Below are 17690 nucleotides of genomic sequence, written 5' to 3' on the forward strand. Positions count from 1 at the left end.
GGCCGAAATCCGTCAGGCCAGGTCGAGGACCGTGTCGAGCCTGTACTCGCGCGCCAGCGCGCGCAGTTTTTCCCAGGTCGCATCCTCGATCTCGATGCCGTCGCGCAGGCGCTGCTGCTCACGCAAGCCCTCGATCTCACCGGGATAGAACACGCCCTTGCTGCCCTCGGAGGGCGGGGTCGATTTGAGATAGTGTGCGAACTCGGCGACCTCGCGCTTGAAATCCTGCAGCGGGCGAAACGCGGCGACGTTGAACACGGCCATGAAGCAGCCGTCATTGTGCCGGCCCGTGGGCTCGACGCCGAAACCGAGGCCGGTGAGCAGGCCGCACAGGACCTCGACCATTGCGGCGAGGCCGCTGCCCTTGTAGCCCTCGGTGCCGCCGAGCGGCAGCAGCGCGCCGCCCTTGCGATACTGGGTTGGATCGGTAGTGTGCCGTCCCTCGGCATCGATGATCCACCCCGGCGGGATTTCCTCGCCGCGGGCGACCGCGAGCTGGATCTTGCCGGCCGCGACCGCAGAGGTCGCCATGTCCAGGTAGAACGGCGCATCGAGGTCGGACGGCACCGCGATCGAGATCGGATTGGTGCCGAGCCGTGCCTCCTTGCCGCCGAATGGCGCCACATGCTTCGGCGAACGGCCGGAATCCGCCGTTGCGATCCCGATCATGCCTTCGCGCATTGCCATCAGCGGATAGGCGGCGAGGCGGCCGACATGGCTTTGCCGGAACACGGTGCAGGCGGCGACATTCGCCGTCTTCGCTTTCTCGATCGTCAGCGCCATCGCCTTGGCGTTGACGTGGAAGCCAAAACCCCACTGGCCGTCGATCACGGTCGTCGTCGGCGATTCCTGCACGATGGTCCATCTGGCGCCGGGCACGATGTGGCCGGCCTTGATCCGGTCAACATAGGTGGGAATGGCGATCACGCCGTGGGAATCGTGGCCGGCGAGATTGGCGTTGACGCAGCCGTTTGCGACCGCGTCGGCCTCTTCCTCGGAAGCCCCGGCAACCCGAAGCAGCGCTGCGCTGATGCGCGTGAGGCGGTCGGCATGGACGATCGGCATGGCGCTTCCCCGGCATGGTGCCCTTAACAGGCTGCTTGTTGGGCGCCATGGTCTCAAAGCGCGGCTGCGATATCAATCTCCTGTAAACCAATACAGGGCTGCAAATTCGCAGCGAGCAGGGCCGTCGGGCGAAGATTCGTCCCGCGCGGTGGCATTTTCGACAGATTGGCGCAGGTCGTTCGCAGCTCGTTCACTTTGATCGATGGTTTGCAGCGCGCAATAACGACCACTTAGGCGATCGCCGGTCATAACGTCATCCGGGAAAAAAAGGCAGAAATGCCCGGGAGCTGAGATCGTGCCGACGACACTCGCGCGCACCTTTGCGGCGTTGAGCGCCATCAACGAAGCGATCCTCTACGCGAAATCGCCGGATGAGCTGTACCAGAAGGTCTGCGACGCCGGGTTTGCGAGTGGAGACTTCATGGCCGTGGCCGTGTTCCTTGTGGAGCCGGATGGCCATAAGCTTCGCTTTGCCGCTGGTCGCGGCGATGACGTGGCGCGGCTGAGCGCGATCGAGATCACCACGCAGGCTGGCACGCCGGAAGGCTTGGGCGTGGGCGGCGAGGCGTTCCGCAGCCAGAAGCTCTGCATCAGCAACGATTTCCTGAACGATCCGCGTTCGCTGGCATGGCGCAACGGCGCGGTGGCGGCGGGTGTCGGCGCGGCCGCGGCGCTACCCCTGGTCTGCATGGGACGCAGTATTGGGGTGTTGTATGTTACGCGGTCGGGCGCCGGCTCGCTCGACGAGGCGATGGTCTCGTTGTTCGAGCGGATGTCGGCCAATATCTCTCACGCGCTGGAGAGCTTCGCGACCGAGGGAGCCCGCCTGGATGGCGAGCGGGCAGTGCGGCGGCTCAACCGCATGTTCGGCGCGCTCAGTGCGACGAACGAAGCAATTCTGCAAGCCAGCACCGAGCTGGACTTGTACCAGCGGGTCTGCGACGCCGCTGTTTATAGCGGCAAATCGCTTGCCACTTTCGTTCTGCTGCACGAGCCGGATTCCGAATGGCTGACGCCGGTGGCAGCGACCGGACATAATCTGGATCTGATCAGACAGTCGCGCTACTCGATTGATCCGGAGAGTCCCTACGGCAAGGGCATCTCCGGCGAGGTGTTCCGGACCCAGCAAGCGATCGTCGAGGACGACCTCGTCAATCGCACCAAGGGGACCACCTGGGAGCAGGCCAACGTCAATGCCGGCGCCGTCGCCTGCGTGGCTGCTCCCTTGATCAAGCGTGGCACCAGCATCGGCGTGCTGTTTTTCTTCGTGAGCAAAGCTTGGGCGAAAGACGAAGGCATCGTCGCATTGTTGCTGCGCATGACCGAAAACGTGTGCTTTGCGCTCGAGAACTTCGACCGCGACAAGGAGAAGGCCCAGATCGCCTTGGAGGAGGATCGGCTGGCGCGTATGTACGCAGCGCTAAGCGCGACGAACGAAGCCATTCTGCGGGCAAGGTCGCGCAGCGAACTGTTGGATCTGGTTTGCGAAGCCACGGTGCACGGCGCCAAGTTCGCCTCGACCTCCATTGCATTGCTTGACCGCGATGCGGGACTGCTTCGTGTTGTTGCGTCCTTCGGACCGAACGCCGAGGAAGTGCGATCCTTCAGGCTGTCGGTCAGCGACAAGGAGCCGGAAGGACGAGGGCTGACCGGCACCGCGTTCCGGACGCGGCGGCCCTGTATCAGCAACGACGTCCTGGCAGACGCCCGCCTCAAGCCTTGGCACGCCAGCGCGCGTCGCAATGGCATTAGGTCCTCAACCGCGATGCCGCTATTCAACGGCGACAGCGTCGAAGGCGTATTCCTGTTCAATTCGCCCGAGTGCGGCACTTTCACGGACGAATTCGTCGAGCTATTGCGCAAGCTCCAGGCCAATGTCGCCTTCGCGTTGGAGAACTTCGACCGTGCCGACGAGAAGGCGAAGGCCGACAGGCAGCGTGACAGGTTGAGCGGCATGTTCGAGGCGCTGAGCGCGACGAACGAGGCAATCATGCGCGCCAAGACGCGCGAGGAGCTGTTCGAAGGGGCGTGCCAGGCAGCCGTGCTCGGCGGCGTATTCGCCTCGGCGACAATCGGCATTATGGACGACCAGCGTGAACTCGTTCGCGTGGTCGCCGTGAAGGGGCGCCTCCAGGAGCGGATGGTGGGACGCACCTGCTTTGTTTCCGCCGACCATCCTGAGGGTCGCGGAATCATAGGGATGTCGCTGCGGACCCGCGGGCCCAGCGTCATCAACGACTATCTCCACGACCTCCGAGCGGCGCATTGGCACTCTAAGGCGATCGAAGATGGAACGCGAGCGGCTGCCAGCTTCCCGCTGCTGCGCGCCGGCCAGGAGCCGATCGGCATTCTGCTTTTCCTCGCGCCGGAAGAGAATACGTTCACACCCGATATGGTCGAGTTGCTCGGGCGCCTCGCCGAGAACGTGTCATTTGCACTCGATAATTTCGATCGCGCCGAGGAAAAGGCCCGCAACGAGGCGCGGACGGAGCGTTTGGCTCGCATGTTCGCGGCGCTGAGCGCGACCAACGAGGCGATCATGCGGGCGAAGTCGCGCGCCGAACTGTTCGACCTCGTCTGTCTCGCCGCATCGAACGGCGCCAAGTTCACCTCGACCACCATTGCGCTGGCGAGGGTCGATAGCGATCAGCTGGAGATCGTGTCGAGCGCCGGACCGTCGTCTGACACCACGCGCAATGTCCGCCTATCAATCGACCCCGAGCGCCCCGAGGGGCGCGGAATGAGCGGCACGGCGTTCCGCACCCGCCAGCCCTGCATCAGCAACGACTATCTCAATGACGATCGCGTTCGCGCCTTTCATTCCATTGTCCGCAACGACGGCGCGCGGTCGGGCGCGGCTTTTCCCCTCGTCGCACACGATCGGGCCGTCGGCGTCATGATCTACATGTCGACCGAGCCCGGCACCTTCACGGCCGAGTTCGTCGAGCTGTTGCAGCGCCTCGCCGACAACGTCTCCTTCGCGATGGAGAATTTCGACCGGGCCGACGAGAAAAACCAGGCCGACGAGCGAATCGAATACCTCGCTTCGCACGACAGCCTGACCGACCTGCCGAACCGCGAGACCTTCAACGGGTTGCTGCATGAGGCGATCGACGAGGCGCAGCGCCACGATCAGCGCTTTGCGGTGCTGTTCATCGACCTCGATCGTTTCAAGGTCATCAATGATTCGCTGGGCCACGAGGCCGGCGACCTGCTCCTGCTCGAAGTGGCCAACCGGCTGCGTGGTGCCCTGCGCGCAAGCGACGTGGTGGCGCGGCTCGGCGGCGACGAGTTCGTAGTGATCCTCGATCAATGCGGCGAGGTCGACGACGTCCAGCGCATCGCGACCGGGCTGCTGACGGCGCTTGCCGAGCCCATGGAGCTAGCGGGGCACGAGTGCCACACCACGGCCTCGATCGGCATCGCGATGTATCCGACCAACGGCTCCGACGTTCAGATGCTAACAAAGAACGCCGACATGGCGATGTATCTCGCCAAGGAAGATGGCAAGAACGGCTATCGCTTCTTCTCCAAGGAAGTGAAGACGCAGTCGATCGAGCGGCTGTCGTTGGAGAGTGCGCTGCGCCGGGCGCTGGAGCGGAATCAGTTCACTTTGAACTACCAGCCCAAGGTGGACATGGAGACCGGCCAGATCACCGGCGTGGAAGCCCTGCTGCGCTGGAGGCATCCCGATCTCGGCAGCATCTCGCCGGCGCAGTTCATTCCGCTTGCGGAGGAGACCGGATTGATCGTGCCGATCGGCCGCTGGGTGGTGAAGGAGGCCTGCGCGCAAGCCATGGCCTGGCAGCGCCGCGGCCTTTTGCCGGTATCGATGGCGGTCAACCTGTCGCCGCGCCAGTTTGTCGACGAGCATCTCTTGCAGGACGTCGACGAGGCGCTCGCCGCAAGTGGAATGTCGCCGGTGCTGCTCCAGCTCGAAGTCACCGAGAGCATGATGATGCGCAACGTCGGGCGCGCGCTCAAGGTGCTCGACGCCATCCAGAGTCGCGGCATCCGTCTCGCCATCGACGATTTCGGCACCGGCTATTCGTCGATGTCTCTGATGAAGCATTTCCCGATCGACACCATCAAGATCGACCGCTCCTTCGTGCGCGACCTGCCGCAGGATTTGGAAGACCAGGCGATCGCGCAGGCGATCATCAGCATGGGCAAGGCGCTCGGCATGACCGTGGTGGCGGAAGGCGTCGAGAATGCCGAACAGGAGGCATTCCTGCGCGCCCATGGCTGCGACGAGATGCAGGGCTTCCTGATCTCCAAGCCGCTGCCGGCGCGGCAGATGGCCGAGCTGCTGCAGCCCATGGAGCTGCCCTACGCGCCGCCGCTCCAGCCGGAGCCGGACCATGCCGCCACCGCGGCCGCGGCGCTACGGTTGAAAAGCGCTGTCGTCTGACGGCTGCGGGTGCAGCTCGCGGGCGTCGTCTTCCTTGATTTCCGCCTTGCGCGGAAAATCATCCGGCCAGGTCGGCGAGGTTTGCTTGGCGAACAGGGCGAGCAGGGCGTGCGCGCCTTCGGCAAAGCTCGAGTCGTGGCTCAGACCGAGTTCAGAACACCACGCGTGTGGCATCGGCTCGTGCGCGTCGAGCACCGCCATTGCCGGACCCCACCACCAGGCCGGCGCTGGCGATCGTTCGCCCTCCGGTACGGCCTGCCAGAGGACGAGCTCGTCCATCATGCGCTCGAATTGCAGGTTTGCGGCCTGATGCATTCGTTCCGTGCTCCCTTGGGTCGCGCCTGAAAGCAGGCCGATGCGCGGACTCGATCGTGGCCTTCGCTGTGAAAAGCTGGCTCGCGCAATTGGCTGAGCCGATTGTGCCGCTTGTGTCGGCGGCCATACAAAACACGCGGCGGCCGGGAAAGTTGCCGACACCGACTGTGACAGTCTCTTTAGCCGCTTATGAGCCCGGCCCGCAAGGCGCAATACCGGCGCCGCTGGCGTTGAAATAGCGCAGGCGGGGCTGGCAACCGGCGGCGATCATGTCGTCGTCTACTCAGCGATTATTAAAGGGCCGATGGCGGCTGAACAGCAGATAGATTGCGCGTGGGTTGGTGGTTAAATAGCGCCAGAACAGGCGGCGGGGCTCGAGCAAGGTGCGCCAAGCCCATTCCAGCCCGATCTTCTGCATCCATCGCGGCGCGCGGGCGCGGCTTCCCGACAAGAAGTTGAACAGGCCGCCGGATGTCTTGATGACGCCGACATTGGTGAGATGCGGGGTGAATTCCTCGACGAACGCCTGCTCGTTTGGCACGCCCAGCGCAACCCAGAGATAATCCGGCGCAAGCGCGTTGATCTCGTCGACCTTCGCGCGCAGCGCGTCGCCACGGAGATAACCGTGGCTGTAGCCAACGATCTTGAGGTTTGGATACATCTTTCGGACGTTCTCGACCGCAAGGGCGTTCTCGTCCTCGCTGGCGCCGAACATGTAGAAGGTGCGGCCGACCGCTTCAGCCTTGCGCGCGACGACGTGAAACAGGTCCGTCGTGGCGACCCGCTCGGGCAACGGAAACCAGGATTGTAGCCTGGACGCCGCCACCAGCGGCTGGCCATCGGCGTTGATCAGGTCAGCGCTGCGGAACAGGCGCTCGGTCTCGGGTTCGGTCGAGCACCGCGCCAGCACCTCGCCATTGGCCGAGGTCAGGTGCAGCGGACGGCCGATGCGATGGCGCGGATCGGTCGCCTCGATCATGAAATTTGCGGTCGCTTCCAGATCGAGTGCGGCCATGCGAAGGCCGCCGATGGTGATCCGCGGCACGTCGGCGGTTGCGGCCCGGCCATCGAGATTGATGCGGCGCTCAAGCATATTGTCTGCCTCGTTGGCGAGCTTGGGCCATAGGGGTGAGTTCGTCGAGCACGACGCCGACGAGCTTGCGCTCCGCGCGGCCGAGTGTGCTCAAGATCTCCTCCAGGCCGTCGTTGATGTCGAGGCTGGTCGGCAGCACCGCCACCAGCGCGTCGGCATCATCGAGCAGCTTACGGCTGCCGGCCGTGAGTGGCGCCGCGGGGCCGTCAAGGATCACAAGGTCATAGCCGCCGGCGGAGCGCGCCTGCTCGATGGCCTTGCGGATGGCGTCAGTGGCCTTGCCGGCGTCGCGTTCGGCGGCCGGCAATATCGAGATGCCGTTGAGTGTCTTGATCTCGCGCGCGGCCTTGCTGCCGATCGAAAGCCATCCGACCTTGCTGGGCTCGCTCTTGACGGGACGGCTGACCTTGTTCGAGAGCGGGTGCGCCTGATGGTCGGCATCGATCATCAGGACCCGGGCGCCGTCGCGCGCGGCCGCGAGCGCGAAATTCAGCGCGGTCACGCTGCGCCCGGTGGTCTCACCGGCACCGACGAGCGCGATGACCGGCATTGTCTTTCCGCCGGCGCGCCGGGCCGCCGTAGCGCGCATGTCGCGCCAGGCGTTGAGCAGCGTCGTCAGTGGAAAGCAGGGGCGCAGCGTTGGCCAGCCGAGCCGGGTGAGGTCGATGCCGCCGCCGGTGGCGAGAATGGCACCGAGCGTGTGGATGACGTCGGCCTCCTGGAGGCGCGCGATCAGCGGCTTTTCGATCAGGGGCTTCTCGACCATCGAAGGTTGCAGCGGCGGGGCGGCGAGTTCCGGCAGTGCCTCCGCGACTTCCGGGGCTCGCGAGACCGGCTGGGACCGGGCAGTCTCCGGCGCCCGCGAAGGCTCTGGAGCTCGCGGAGCTTGCGGCAACGGAGTGCGATTGGGACGGGCCGGCGCCGGTGCGAACGCACCGGCCACCAGCAGCTCTGCCGCGACGAACCAGCTCGATGCAGCGATTGCGCCGAAGATGAAGCCGATCATGGCGAACAGGCTCATCGCCGGCGGGAACGAGCGCCGCTGCGGCACCGTCGCTTCGCCGATGATTCGGGCCGCCGAGGTGTTCAGCGTCTCCTGCTCCTCGGTCTCGCGCGAGCGCTTGAGGAAGGATTGATAGACGTCACGGCTGGCATCGGCTTCGCGCTCGAGTTCGCGCAGGCGCACGGCGGCCTGGCTGAGCTGGACGCTCTGCCGCTTCTGCGCCTCCAGCGCCCGGCTGAGCGAGGCTTCAAAGTCGCGGGCGCGCGTCAAATCGTTCTTGGCGGACTGGGCGAAGCGGTCGATCTCTTCGTTGATGGTGCGCTTGAGATCCTCGACCTGCTTTTCGGTCTGGCGCAGCGCTGGATGACGCGGGCCGAGTTCGCCGGCCTGCTCCGCATATTTCTTGCGCGCGTCGGCATATTGCGCGCGCAGGTTGGCGATGGTTGGCGATTGCAGCGCCTCGGAGTTCGCGCCTGCATCTGCCGTCGTGCGCCGGCTCGCCTCGATCTGGTCGAGGCGCGCCTGCGCGTCCATCGTCGCGGCGCGGGCGGCGGAAAGCCGCTGGTTGCTGGCGGAAAGCTGCTGGTCGCTGATCAGCGCGTCCTGGGTGCCGACGAAATTGTTCTGGGCCTTGTAGGTCGCGAGCACGGTCTCGGCGTTGCGCAGCCGCTCGCGCAGTTCCTTCAGGCGGCCGGAGAGATCGTTGGTGGCGCGCCGCGCGGCTGACGCCTGCGAGTTGCGGGACTCCGCGAGGTAGGCGCTGGTCAGCGTGTTGGCGAGCATTGCCGCTTTCGCCGGATCGGTCGACCAGACTTCGATATCGACGATGAAGCTCTTCTCGGTCTTGCGGATCGTGATGTGCCGGTTCAGCGCCTCGAGGGCGGCGAGCTGCACTTCCTTTTTCTCCGCGGCGGAGGGCGCGTGGGGCTGAAGGCGGATCAGGCCGAGCAGCGACGACATCACGCCTTTGCCGTCGGCGCCGCCGCCGAATTCGGGATCCTTGTCCAGATCAGCCTGCTGGATCACCTGGAGCAGCACGCTGTTGGAGGTGATCAGGCGCGCCTGGCTCTCGACCACCATCGACATGCCGGAGACGTCCTGCGCGCGGGGCGTTAGCTCGCGGTCGACGAGCTGAAGCTCGCGCGGGTCGACATAGAGCTGGGCGGTGGCGGTGTAGCGGGGCGTCAGGCTCTTGCCCACGGTGACGGCAAGCGTCGCACCGAGCAGCGCGGCAACGGCAATCGCGATCTTCCGCCGCCAGAGCAGATTGACCAGCTCCAGCACGTTGAAGCCGGCCTGAGGCCGGTGCTGCGGGGCCTCCGGTCTGGCCCGATCTATCGGCTGGTTATAGTCAAGCATGATCCCCAGCTTTCATTCCAAGTGCCGCGAGCTGAGGGGGTACTCTTCGCTCTACGCCACGCACCTCAGATATAGGTGCCCACTCAACGCAACAGGGAAAATTAACCATACTCATTGAGGGACTATTCACCGAAATGGCAAACAAAGCGTTTAAGCGCGTGCCTCTCTTCGACGCGTCGTCGTGACGCGTGCGATGGCGCGGTCCTTCAGAGATTAACGGTTCGTTACCCCGTGCGGCGTGGCCGCGAGGCTTCGCTGGTCTTGCGATCGGCCGCGCGCGCACCATGGCCGTCAGCTTTTCCGCAGGATGACGTGATAATCGCCGCGGCGGACGTCGGTCCCGCGCGGGAGCACGGCGTTGAGAACGGCGGCGCCGGCGTCGACCAGGGCTGCGAACAGCGGCTTGCGCCGGCGCATCTCGGGATAGCGCGGGCTCTCGACCTCACGGCGGTAGATCATCTCGAGGCCACTGGCGGCGGCGAACGCTTCGAGCCTCGGCAGCGACACCAGGGGATGGAAGAAGGTCGGGAACGGCGGCTCGCCCGGCAGGCCGGCATCCTTGATGCCTCGAATGTGCCGGTAGAACCAGACGTGGAACCAGTGCGGCGAGTATTTGGTGACGACCCCGGACAATGAGCGCGGATTGGGCGCGCCGATCAGAATCATCCCGCCGCGCTTGAGCGCATCGCGGAAATTCAAGAGTGCGGCGTCGACCTTGGGAAGATGTTCGATCACGTTGTAGCAGATCACCAGATCGAAGGTCTCGCGCCCGAAGCGGTAGGTCTGGACGTCGCCGAGGATCGCTTCGTCCGCGTAGCTGTTGTTGCGAACCTGGTCCTCGTCGATGTCGACGACGGTGACCTTGCTGCGGTTCAGCAATTCCGGTGGCAGGACGCTGCACGAGCCGCCTCCGGCTTCGTAGGTGGCGAGCTGGCCCCTTGGCAGTTCGCGGCGCAGTACGTCGTGAACGGCGAGCAGGCTGTCGCGGGCTTCACCGGGGACGAGATCGTGCAGCGCCTGAGTGTGTGCAATGGCCGCGGGAATTTGGACCGCCGTGGTTGTCGCGAAATCGATCGTGGCTGGCTTGTTCATTTTTTTCGGACCGCGCTTGTTCGACTTAAATTTACAGGAAAAATCTCGTGTGCCCGTAGAGCAAATCCGATGCCGCGACGCTTCACCCGCCGCGGTGCTTACGATGGGGTTAATGAGCATGTGCGTTAACTACGGCATCCTCCGCGCCAGCCACCGTCGGCACGGTGGACCGCGAATTGCAGTATCACGCGTGCAAGGTTTCGCGGCAGAAACACCCGAAAGCGGTTAAGTGCATGGATGGCGGAACATCGGCGGCCTTGGCGCCGTCGTCAGGCTCAAACCGGCCGTTCATTTTGGGACGCATCCGTCCCGGGGCGATGTGCCGTCGCGGGACGGCGCTGATCCCGGGATCGAAGCAGGGCTTTTTCAATCTATCTCGGACATCTAGAACGTCATGACATTGATCCCGACAGACCTGTCCGCCACGCGTATCTCGCATGCCGTGCGCGATCCCAACCGGGAGATCGCGGCCAGCTCCCGGATCATCGACCTGTCGGTTGGTATCGTCGTCTGCATCCCCTGCTTCCGCCGCCCGCAGCATCTGCGGTTGACACTGGACTCGCTCGCCAGCCAGCGCACCCCGCGCTCTTTCGCCGTCGTCATGGCCGAGAACGATGCGGTCCGGCGCGAAAGCGCGCCGGTGGCCGCGGAGTATCTCGCCGATGGCAGACTTCAGGGTGTCTGCCTGGTCGAGAAACGGCAAGGCAACGTCCAGGCGATCAACGCCGCCTTCGAGACGGCGCTGGCGCTGTTTCCCGCCGCGACCCGGTTCCTGATGATCGACGACGACGAGATTGCCTCGCCCGATTGGCTCGAGCTGATGGTCCGCACCGCGGAGGCGACCGGCGCCGATGTGGTCGGCGGGCCGGTGCTGCCGGTCTTCGAGGACCACCGCATGCCCTGGCTTTCGCGCCACCCCGTTTTCTGTCCCGCCTATGATTACAGCGGCGCTGTGCCCTTGATCTACGGCTGCGGCAATTGCCTGATCACGCGTGCGGCGTTCGAGAGCTTTGCCCGTCCCGCCTTCGACCCGCGCTTCAACTTCCTCGGGGGCGGCGACTGCGATTTCTTCGTGCGCTGCCGCGACGCCGGCATGACCTTCCACTGGACGGCGGAAGCAGTCATCACCGAGACCGTGCCGCAAAGCCGCACCAGTTTCGGCTGGATCGTGAAGCGAGGCCTGCGCATCGGCGCGATCAATTATCGTGTGCAGTCCAAGGCCGCGCAGGGCGCTGCGGCGCGAGTGTGGGTGTTTGCGCAGATGCTCGGGAGGTTGCCGCTGTCGCTGTTGCGCGCGGCCGCTCTGCTGAAATCGTCGAAAGCCGTCGTCGCGATGCATCCCGTGATGGTCGCGCTCGGCTCGGCGCTCGCCGCGTTCGGCATCGAGCCGAAGCCCTATGAGGCCTCGAAGATCGTGTCCTGACGCCGAGGCGGCGGGCTAAATACCGAAGCAGGCGAGGGCGACCCTGACCGCGGAACGCGGCAGCGATTTGAGCGAGCGGCGCCCGACTATCCCGAGATAGGCGAAGGCCTGGCGATATCTACCGAAGCGGACCGCTTGCATTGCCGAATACGTGACGAGATGAACCTCGGCGGCCTGGCGCAGCCCGGCCGCCATGCCCGCGGGCAATCGCGCCATGATCAGCCCGTCGTCGAACACCCGCGCGATCGCCGGAAAGAAATCCTGTGGCGTCCGCACCGCCGCGTTCATGGTGTTGGCCGTGTGAAGGCGGTAGTCGAGCAGAAGGTTCGGCGCAAATTCGAATTCGCCGATCGCGGCAAGGCGGCACCAGCAGTGCCAGTCCTCGCAATATCTGAGCGAGACGTCGAACCCGCCGATGGCGCGGAAGGCCTCTGCACGTGCGAGCGCAATGCCGCCATTGACGATGAAGTTGCCGGCGGCGAGCCGCGCCAGCACGTCGCCGGACGGTTTGCGGCGGCCCTTGAGCAGATCCCGACGGCCGATCTGCCGTCCCTCGCTGTCGATCGTATTGTAGTCGCCGTAGACCAGAACCGCTCGCGGCGCGCCACGCGCAGCCGCCAGCAGCGCCGCGACCGCGCCGGGCCGCAGGCGATCGTCGGCATCGAGGAAGAGCAGCCATTGGCCGTTCGCATGCTGCGCGCCGAGATTGCGCGCTGCCGATACGCCGGCGGCGCCGTTGGTCATCAGGCGCAGTCGAGGGTCACGAATGGCGCGGACGATGGCGGGGGTATCGTCGGTCGAGCCGTCGTCCACGACGATCACTTCGGTGACCTCGGTTTGTGCCAGTGCGCTGGCGAGGGTTTCGCCGACATAAGCCGCAACATTCTTGGCCGGAATGACGACGGACACCGACGTGGTTGAGCCGACCTGCAGCGGGACGCGCGCCGCTGGAACGACGCGCGATGTGGCAGGCAATTCGAGAATGTCTTCCGCGGTGATCAAGATACGGCTCGCCTTTAACGGTCTGTTAACCAGGGCGCATCTGCGCTTGGCAATGCGATCGATCGCAACCCTGGCCGCCCTCGATGATACTCGCATCGGGAAAAAAGCGTCGCCACGAAGGCTGCCGCAGCGTTGGTTTCGTCAATTAGCGTTAAGCCGCCGGCATTAAGCCTGTGGCAAATTAGGAAGAGTGCGACAGCCGGTCCCATGCGAGAATGCGCATCAGGCCGCCGCGGATGGACACCAGTGCCCGCAAAGACATTCGACTACGATCCCGACGATATGGTCCTCAACCTGTTCTACGAGGACAAGGATGATCGCTGGTTTCCCGGCGACCGGCATCTGCGGCGCATGGCGCGTCGCATGCTGCTTGGCGAGCCGCGCATGAGCGGGCAGCTGCGCGTGTTCCTCAATCTCTGTGCGGGGCTCGATCGGCTCGGTATCCGCTATCGCGTCAACGACTATGGCTACATCGCGCGGCATCCGGGCGAACTCGCCTGCATCATCGGCCGCACCTTCTTGCTCGACAAGTTCGCCTGGAAAAATCCGATCCTGCTCGGCGTCGCCGCCCACAATCATCCGCTCGACGATCCCGACCTGTTCAAGCGCCTGCCGGTGAAGAAGGTCGTGGTGCCCGGCCCGTGGTACGCCGACATGTATCGGCCGCATTGGCCCGACACGGAGGCCTGGCCGATCGGCATCGACACGGATCTCTGGGCACCGCCGGCGACGTCGCAGAAGAGCGTCGACGTCCTGATCTACGACAAGGTGCACTGGGACCGCGATCGCTACGCGGCGGAGCTGATCGAACCCGTCCGCGCCCGGCTCACGAGGGAAGGCCGCTCGTTCGCCGAGCTGCGTTACGGCAGCTACAAGGAAGAAGACTATCGGGCCGCGCTCGCGCAATCGCGTGCGATGATCTTCCTCTGCCAGAACGAGAGCCAGGGCATCGCCTATCAGCAGGCATTGTCTTGCGGCGTGCCGGTGCTGGCCTGGGATCCAGGCGGGCCGTGGCGAGACCCCGACTACTATCCGCATCGGGTCCAATTCGCGCCGGTGTCGTCGGTGCCGTACTGGGACGATCGTTGCGGCGCCAAGTTCGTCGACATCGCCGGGTTTGAGGCGGGCTGGGATGATTTCTGGGCCGGGTGCGCCGCCGATACGTTCGATCCCCGCGGTTTCGTGCTGGACAACCTGACGCTGGAACAGCGCGCGCTTCAATATTACGAGATCGCGCGGAGCATCGTGCGGCAGCAGGCGGTGCCGCAGCGCCCCGCTGGACTGGTTGACGGATGCTTAACAGGGATCGGCTAAGACTTCGAGCTTCCCCCGGGCTTCACCACCAGCCTTGAGCCATGGATCGCAGCGCCATTGACATGACCGACGTCGAGGCCCGATCGTTCGGCGGCGTCCTGCGCGATGGGCTTGCAGGGGTCGACGCCGTGCGGGCGGCGCGCTGCCTCGTCGCAGTCGCAGCGCTGCTCCTCGTGCTGGTGACGCTCGATCCGTTTCCCGACCTGCGCAGCGAGGATGTCACCACCGTCGTCGGCGGACGAATGGCGCTCACTTATGTCGCCTGGGGCCTGCTGGCCGCGCTCGCAGTCCTGTTGGTCGCCGCAACGGATGCGCCCGCGCTTAAGACGCTGGTGACGCCGCTGCATCTCTGCCTGGTCGGCTGGCTGTTGATCAGCATCGTCTTCTCCGAGAATCGCGGAGTCTCGATGCAGCGCTTCATGCTCGCAGCCAGCGTGATGTCGCTCGCGGTGCTGTTGCCGTTGCTGCCGCCGACGCAGCGCAGCTTCAACCTGTGCCTCGGCGGCGCCGCCCTCGTACTGCTTGCGCTCTGCTATCTCGGCGTCTTCGTGGCGCCGCAATACTCGATCCACACCGCACTCGACGTCACCGAGCCGCAGTTGGCCGGCGACTGGCGCGGCAGCTTTGGTCACAAGAACATCGCTTCGCCGGTGATGACCATCCTGATTTATGTCGGCATTTACCTGTCTGCCATTGGTTCGTTCTTGATGGGGCCGGCCATCGCCGCGCTGGCTGGAATCTTCCTGATCTTCACCGGCGGCAAGACGTCGTCGGTACTGTGCCTTGCGATTTATGCGCTCGCCTCGCTGGTCTGCGTGACGCCGGGCCTGTGGCTGAAGCGGATCATCTGCTTCGTGCCGCTGATCGCGATGAACCTGCTGACGGTCGGCAGCGTCATGAGCCCGGCGCTCGGAGCGATGACGCGGCTGCTTCCGCTCGATCCCACCTTCACCGGCCGTTCCGCCATCTGGGAGTTCGCGCTCGCAGCTGTCGCGGAGAAGCCGATCATCGGTCACGGCTACGCCGCGTTCTGGGACGACGTGACCGCGCGGCAGACCGCCCAGGGCGCCGAATGGGCGACGAGCGCGGCGCACAGCCACAACAGCTATCTCGACCTCGCGGTCACCATCGGCCTGCCGGGGCTGTTGCTGGTGATCCTCGTCTTCGTGCTCGCGCCGCTCGGCAATTTCCAGACGGCCCGAACTCACAACCGCAGCGGTGCGTTGGCAAAGCTGTTCCTGACCGTATGGCTGTTCGGCCTGTATTACGGGGCCACCGAGACCTTCTTGCTCGAACGGCAAAATCCGATCTGGTTCATGTTCACTGTTGCCGTGGCCGGCCTGCACTTCCTGGCCAGGTTCCAATGCGTCGCGGAAATGGAACCGGACGACTTGTCGCAGCCGGTGCCGCCGCAATGGCATCGGCTTAACGATAAGCTGTGAGCTCACTTGTGGCCGCGACAAAACATAATCTATCTGGAAACGCCCAGTAATCGTATGTCCCGCGGATGACGATCCTCAGCGTCGAGCAACCAGATGGTCTTGTGTCCAGCGCGTCGGCAATCGCGGTCGATTTCGTGCGTGATTGGCCGCGGGCCGCATCGCGCCTGAACGCAGGCCATCGCACTGCATTCCAGCATGGCTACTGGCTCGGCGCCTGGTACGAGGCGTTCCACGATCTCTCGCCGCTGATTGCATTGATCTCCGATGCCACGACCGGCAGGGACATCGCAATCGTGCCGATGATCAGCCACCTCAGGCGCGGCATCCGCATCGTCGAATTCGCCGATCTCGGCGTTTCCGACAACAACGCGCCGATCCTGGCGCTCGATGCCGCGTTGGACGCGGCGGCGGCGGATGCGATCGGCACGGCGCTGATCGACGCATTGCGCGCATTGCCGGACCGCTTCGATTTGCTGCGCCTGAAGAAGATGCCGGCCCAGATCGGCGGCAACCCGAACCCGCTGGTGTCGCTCGGCCGGATCGGGTCCTGCTCGCTCAACGGCAACCTCGTGCTGACCGGCGACGACTATGAAGATTACCAGGCCTCGATCAAGCGCATGCAGATGCCACGCTGCTGGCGCGTCTTCAACCGTCACGCCGGCGCGCGATTCGAGATCGCCACCGATGTCGCGCGTGCGCGCGAGCTGCTGGACGTGATGGATGCCCAGCAGCAGGCGCGCATGCGAAAGCTCGGCTCGCGCTTCGTCCTCAACGACGAAACCCATGCGCAGTTCTATCGCGAGGTCGCGCGTCGGGGCGTCGCGAACGGTTATGCCGTCATCTCGGCGCTGGTTTGCGACGAGGCCATTGTCGCCACCGCGCTCGGCGTCAGGTTCGGTGAGACCTATTTCCTGCTGCGCATCAGCCACACCGGCGATTCCTGGTCGAACTGCTCGCCGGGGCTGCTCGTGACCGAGCGCACTATGGCGGCGCTGCATGCGGAAGGCGTGCGCCGTTTCGACCTCAGCATCGGCAACCAGGACTACAAGCGCCGCTTCGGCGCCGAGCCGGTGCCGCTGACGGATGTCAGCGTCGCGCTGTCCTGGCGCGGCATGCCCTTCGCGTGGCGCGACCACGCCGCGCAGGGCCTGCGTCGTCACCCCAGGCTTGCCGCCTTTGCGGCGCAGGCGATGGGCAAGAGGACGCGCTGACGCGCCGCCCTGGATTGTAGGGTCACTCGATTATCGCAATCGTTGTGTTATCGTCGCCTGTTTCCCGGAGGCGACATGGAAGATCGTTCGGCAAAATATCGCGCATTCTATGCACAGTTGATCAGCGCCGCGGCGAGGGCCGCGGACCCCCGTATCGAAGAAGCGTTTCGCACCGTCAGGCGCGAGACGTTCGCCGGACCCGGGCCGTGGTCGATCTCGGTTGGCGGCCACCCCTATGTTGTCACACCCGATGATGATCCCGCTTTCCTCTATCAGAACACGCTGCTCGCGCTCGACAGCGCGCGGGGTCTCAATATCGGGATGCCCGGCGCGCACGCCTATTGGCTCAGCGGTTGCGCGGTGAAGGAAGGCGAGACTGTGATCCAGATCGGCGCGGGGAGCGGCTATTACACCGCAATCCTCGCGCATCTCGTCGGCCCCGGCGGCCGCGTCCATGCCTACGAGATCGACGAACGTCTGGCAGGCCTCGCGCGCGAGAATCTGAAGGACATCGCCCATACGGACGTGCGGGATCGATCGGGCATCGCGTCCGATCTTCCCAAAGCCGACGTGATCTATGTCTGCGCGGGTGCGGCGCAGCCGGCCACCGAATGGCTCGATGCCTTGCTGCCCGGTGGGCGGCTGGTGTTTCCACTCGCGCCCGAAGGCATGATCGGCGGCATGTTGATGATCACGCGCCCCGACGAGGGGGCGGTCTGGCCCGCCAAATTCCTCGGGCGTGCCCAATTCATCGGCTGCGCGGGATTGCAGAACGCGGATGCCGCCCGGCGACTGGCCGAGGCGTTCGCAAGGGGGTGGGAGGGCGTGCAGTCGTTGCGGAGAGAGGGCGCTCCCGACGAGACCTGCTGGTTCGCCGGTGAGGGCTGGTGGCTGTCGACAGCGCCGGCGCCTGTCGCGACTGCGCCCATTAAGCCCAACGCGGACATCACGCAGGCCTAG

General features: G+C 65.0%; 13 protein-coding genes. 6 read left to right on the forward strand and 7 right to left on the reverse strand.

Annotated elements, in window-relative coordinates; translation table 11 throughout:
• Positions 1–12: 12 nt before the first annotated feature.
• Positions 13–1065 carry an Ldh family oxidoreductase gene (locus IVB07_RS04900; protein ID WP_018453394.1) on the reverse strand — a complete coding sequence of 351 codons (1053 nt, stop codon included), beginning with the start codon at positions 1063–1065 and terminating at the stop codon, positions 13–15.
• A 72-nt stretch (positions 1066–1137) separates the two neighbouring features.
• Positions 1138–1314 (reverse strand): hypothetical protein, encoded by a 177-nt coding sequence (locus IVB07_RS04905; RefSeq protein WP_157642888.1) that lies wholly within the window; start codon positions 1312–1314, stop codon positions 1138–1140.
• 46 nt (positions 1315–1360) lie between these two features.
• On the opposite strand from IVB07_RS04905, the gene IVB07_RS04910 reads away from it, so the two are divergent.
• Complete coding sequence (locus IVB07_RS04910; protein ID WP_018453395.1) at positions 1361–5476, forward strand: GAF domain-containing protein; 4116 nt, start codon at positions 1361–1363, stop codon at positions 5474–5476.
• Here the strand turns inward: IVB07_RS04910 and IVB07_RS04915 are convergent.
• The 4 genes from IVB07_RS04915 to IVB07_RS04930 form a co-directional block, all read right to left on the reverse strand.
• Entirely contained in the window at positions 5450–5791 is a 342-nt protein-coding gene (locus IVB07_RS04915; protein ID WP_018453396.1) for a hypothetical protein, read from the reverse strand. The genes IVB07_RS04910 and IVB07_RS04915 overlap by 27 nt on opposite strands.
• 283 nt (positions 5792–6074) lie before the next feature.
• Complete coding sequence (locus IVB07_RS04920) at positions 6075–6884, reverse strand: WecB/TagA/CpsF family glycosyltransferase (RefSeq protein WP_018453397.1); 810 nt, start codon at positions 6882–6884, stop codon at positions 6075–6077.
• Positions 6877–9246 (reverse strand): Wzz/FepE/Etk N-terminal domain-containing protein, encoded by a 2370-nt coding sequence (locus IVB07_RS04925; protein WP_247360941.1) that lies wholly within the window; start codon positions 9244–9246, stop codon positions 6877–6879. The genes IVB07_RS04920 and IVB07_RS04925 overlap by 8 nt, the downstream gene beginning before the upstream one ends.
• Before the next feature lie 291 nt (positions 9247–9537).
• Positions 9538–10338 carry a methyltransferase gene (locus IVB07_RS04930; RefSeq protein ID WP_018453399.1) on the reverse strand — a complete coding sequence of 267 codons (801 nt, stop codon included), beginning with the start codon at positions 10336–10338 and terminating at the stop codon, positions 9538–9540.
• A gap of 394 nt (positions 10339–10732) precedes the next feature.
• Between IVB07_RS04930 and IVB07_RS04935 the strand changes: the two genes are divergently transcribed.
• Positions 10733–11761 (forward strand): glycosyltransferase, encoded by a 1029-nt coding sequence (locus IVB07_RS04935; RefSeq protein WP_018453400.1) that lies wholly within the window; start codon positions 10733–10735, stop codon positions 11759–11761.
• Between the two features lie 15 nt (positions 11762–11776).
• Here the strand turns inward: IVB07_RS04935 and IVB07_RS04940 are convergent, their stop codons facing one another.
• Entirely contained in the window at positions 11777–12763 is a 987-nt protein-coding gene (locus tag IVB07_RS04940) for a glycosyltransferase (RefSeq protein WP_018453401.1), read from the reverse strand.
• Between the two features lie 246 nt (positions 12764–13009).
• On the opposite strand from IVB07_RS04940, the gene IVB07_RS04945 reads away from it, so the two are divergent.
• The 4 genes from IVB07_RS04945 (at position 13010) to IVB07_RS04960 (ending at position 17690) form a co-directional block, all read left to right on the forward strand.
• Positions 13010–14077, forward strand: a complete 1068-nt coding sequence (locus IVB07_RS04945; RefSeq protein ID WP_018453402.1) for a glycosyltransferase — start codon at positions 13010–13012, stop codon at positions 14075–14077.
• Between the two features lie 41 nt (positions 14078–14118).
• On the forward strand, positions 14119–15519 hold the full coding sequence (locus tag IVB07_RS04950) for an O-antigen ligase (RefSeq protein WP_018453403.1): 1401 nt from the start codon (positions 14119–14121) through the stop codon (positions 15517–15519).
• 65 nt (positions 15520–15584) lie between these two features.
• Positions 15585–16730, forward strand: coding sequence for a GNAT family N-acetyltransferase (locus IVB07_RS04955; protein WP_247299339.1), 1146 nt, complete (start codon positions 15585–15587; stop codon positions 16728–16730).
• Between the two features lie 75 nt (positions 16731–16805).
• On the forward strand, positions 16806–17690 hold the full coding sequence (locus tag IVB07_RS04960) for a class I SAM-dependent methyltransferase (protein ID WP_085350128.1): 885 nt from the start codon (positions 16806–16808) through the stop codon (positions 17688–17690).

The sequence above is a fragment of the Bradyrhizobium sp. 172 genome, from assembly GCF_023101065.1.
Lineage (GTDB): Bacteria > Pseudomonadota > Alphaproteobacteria > Rhizobiales > Xanthobacteraceae > Bradyrhizobium > Bradyrhizobium canariense_D.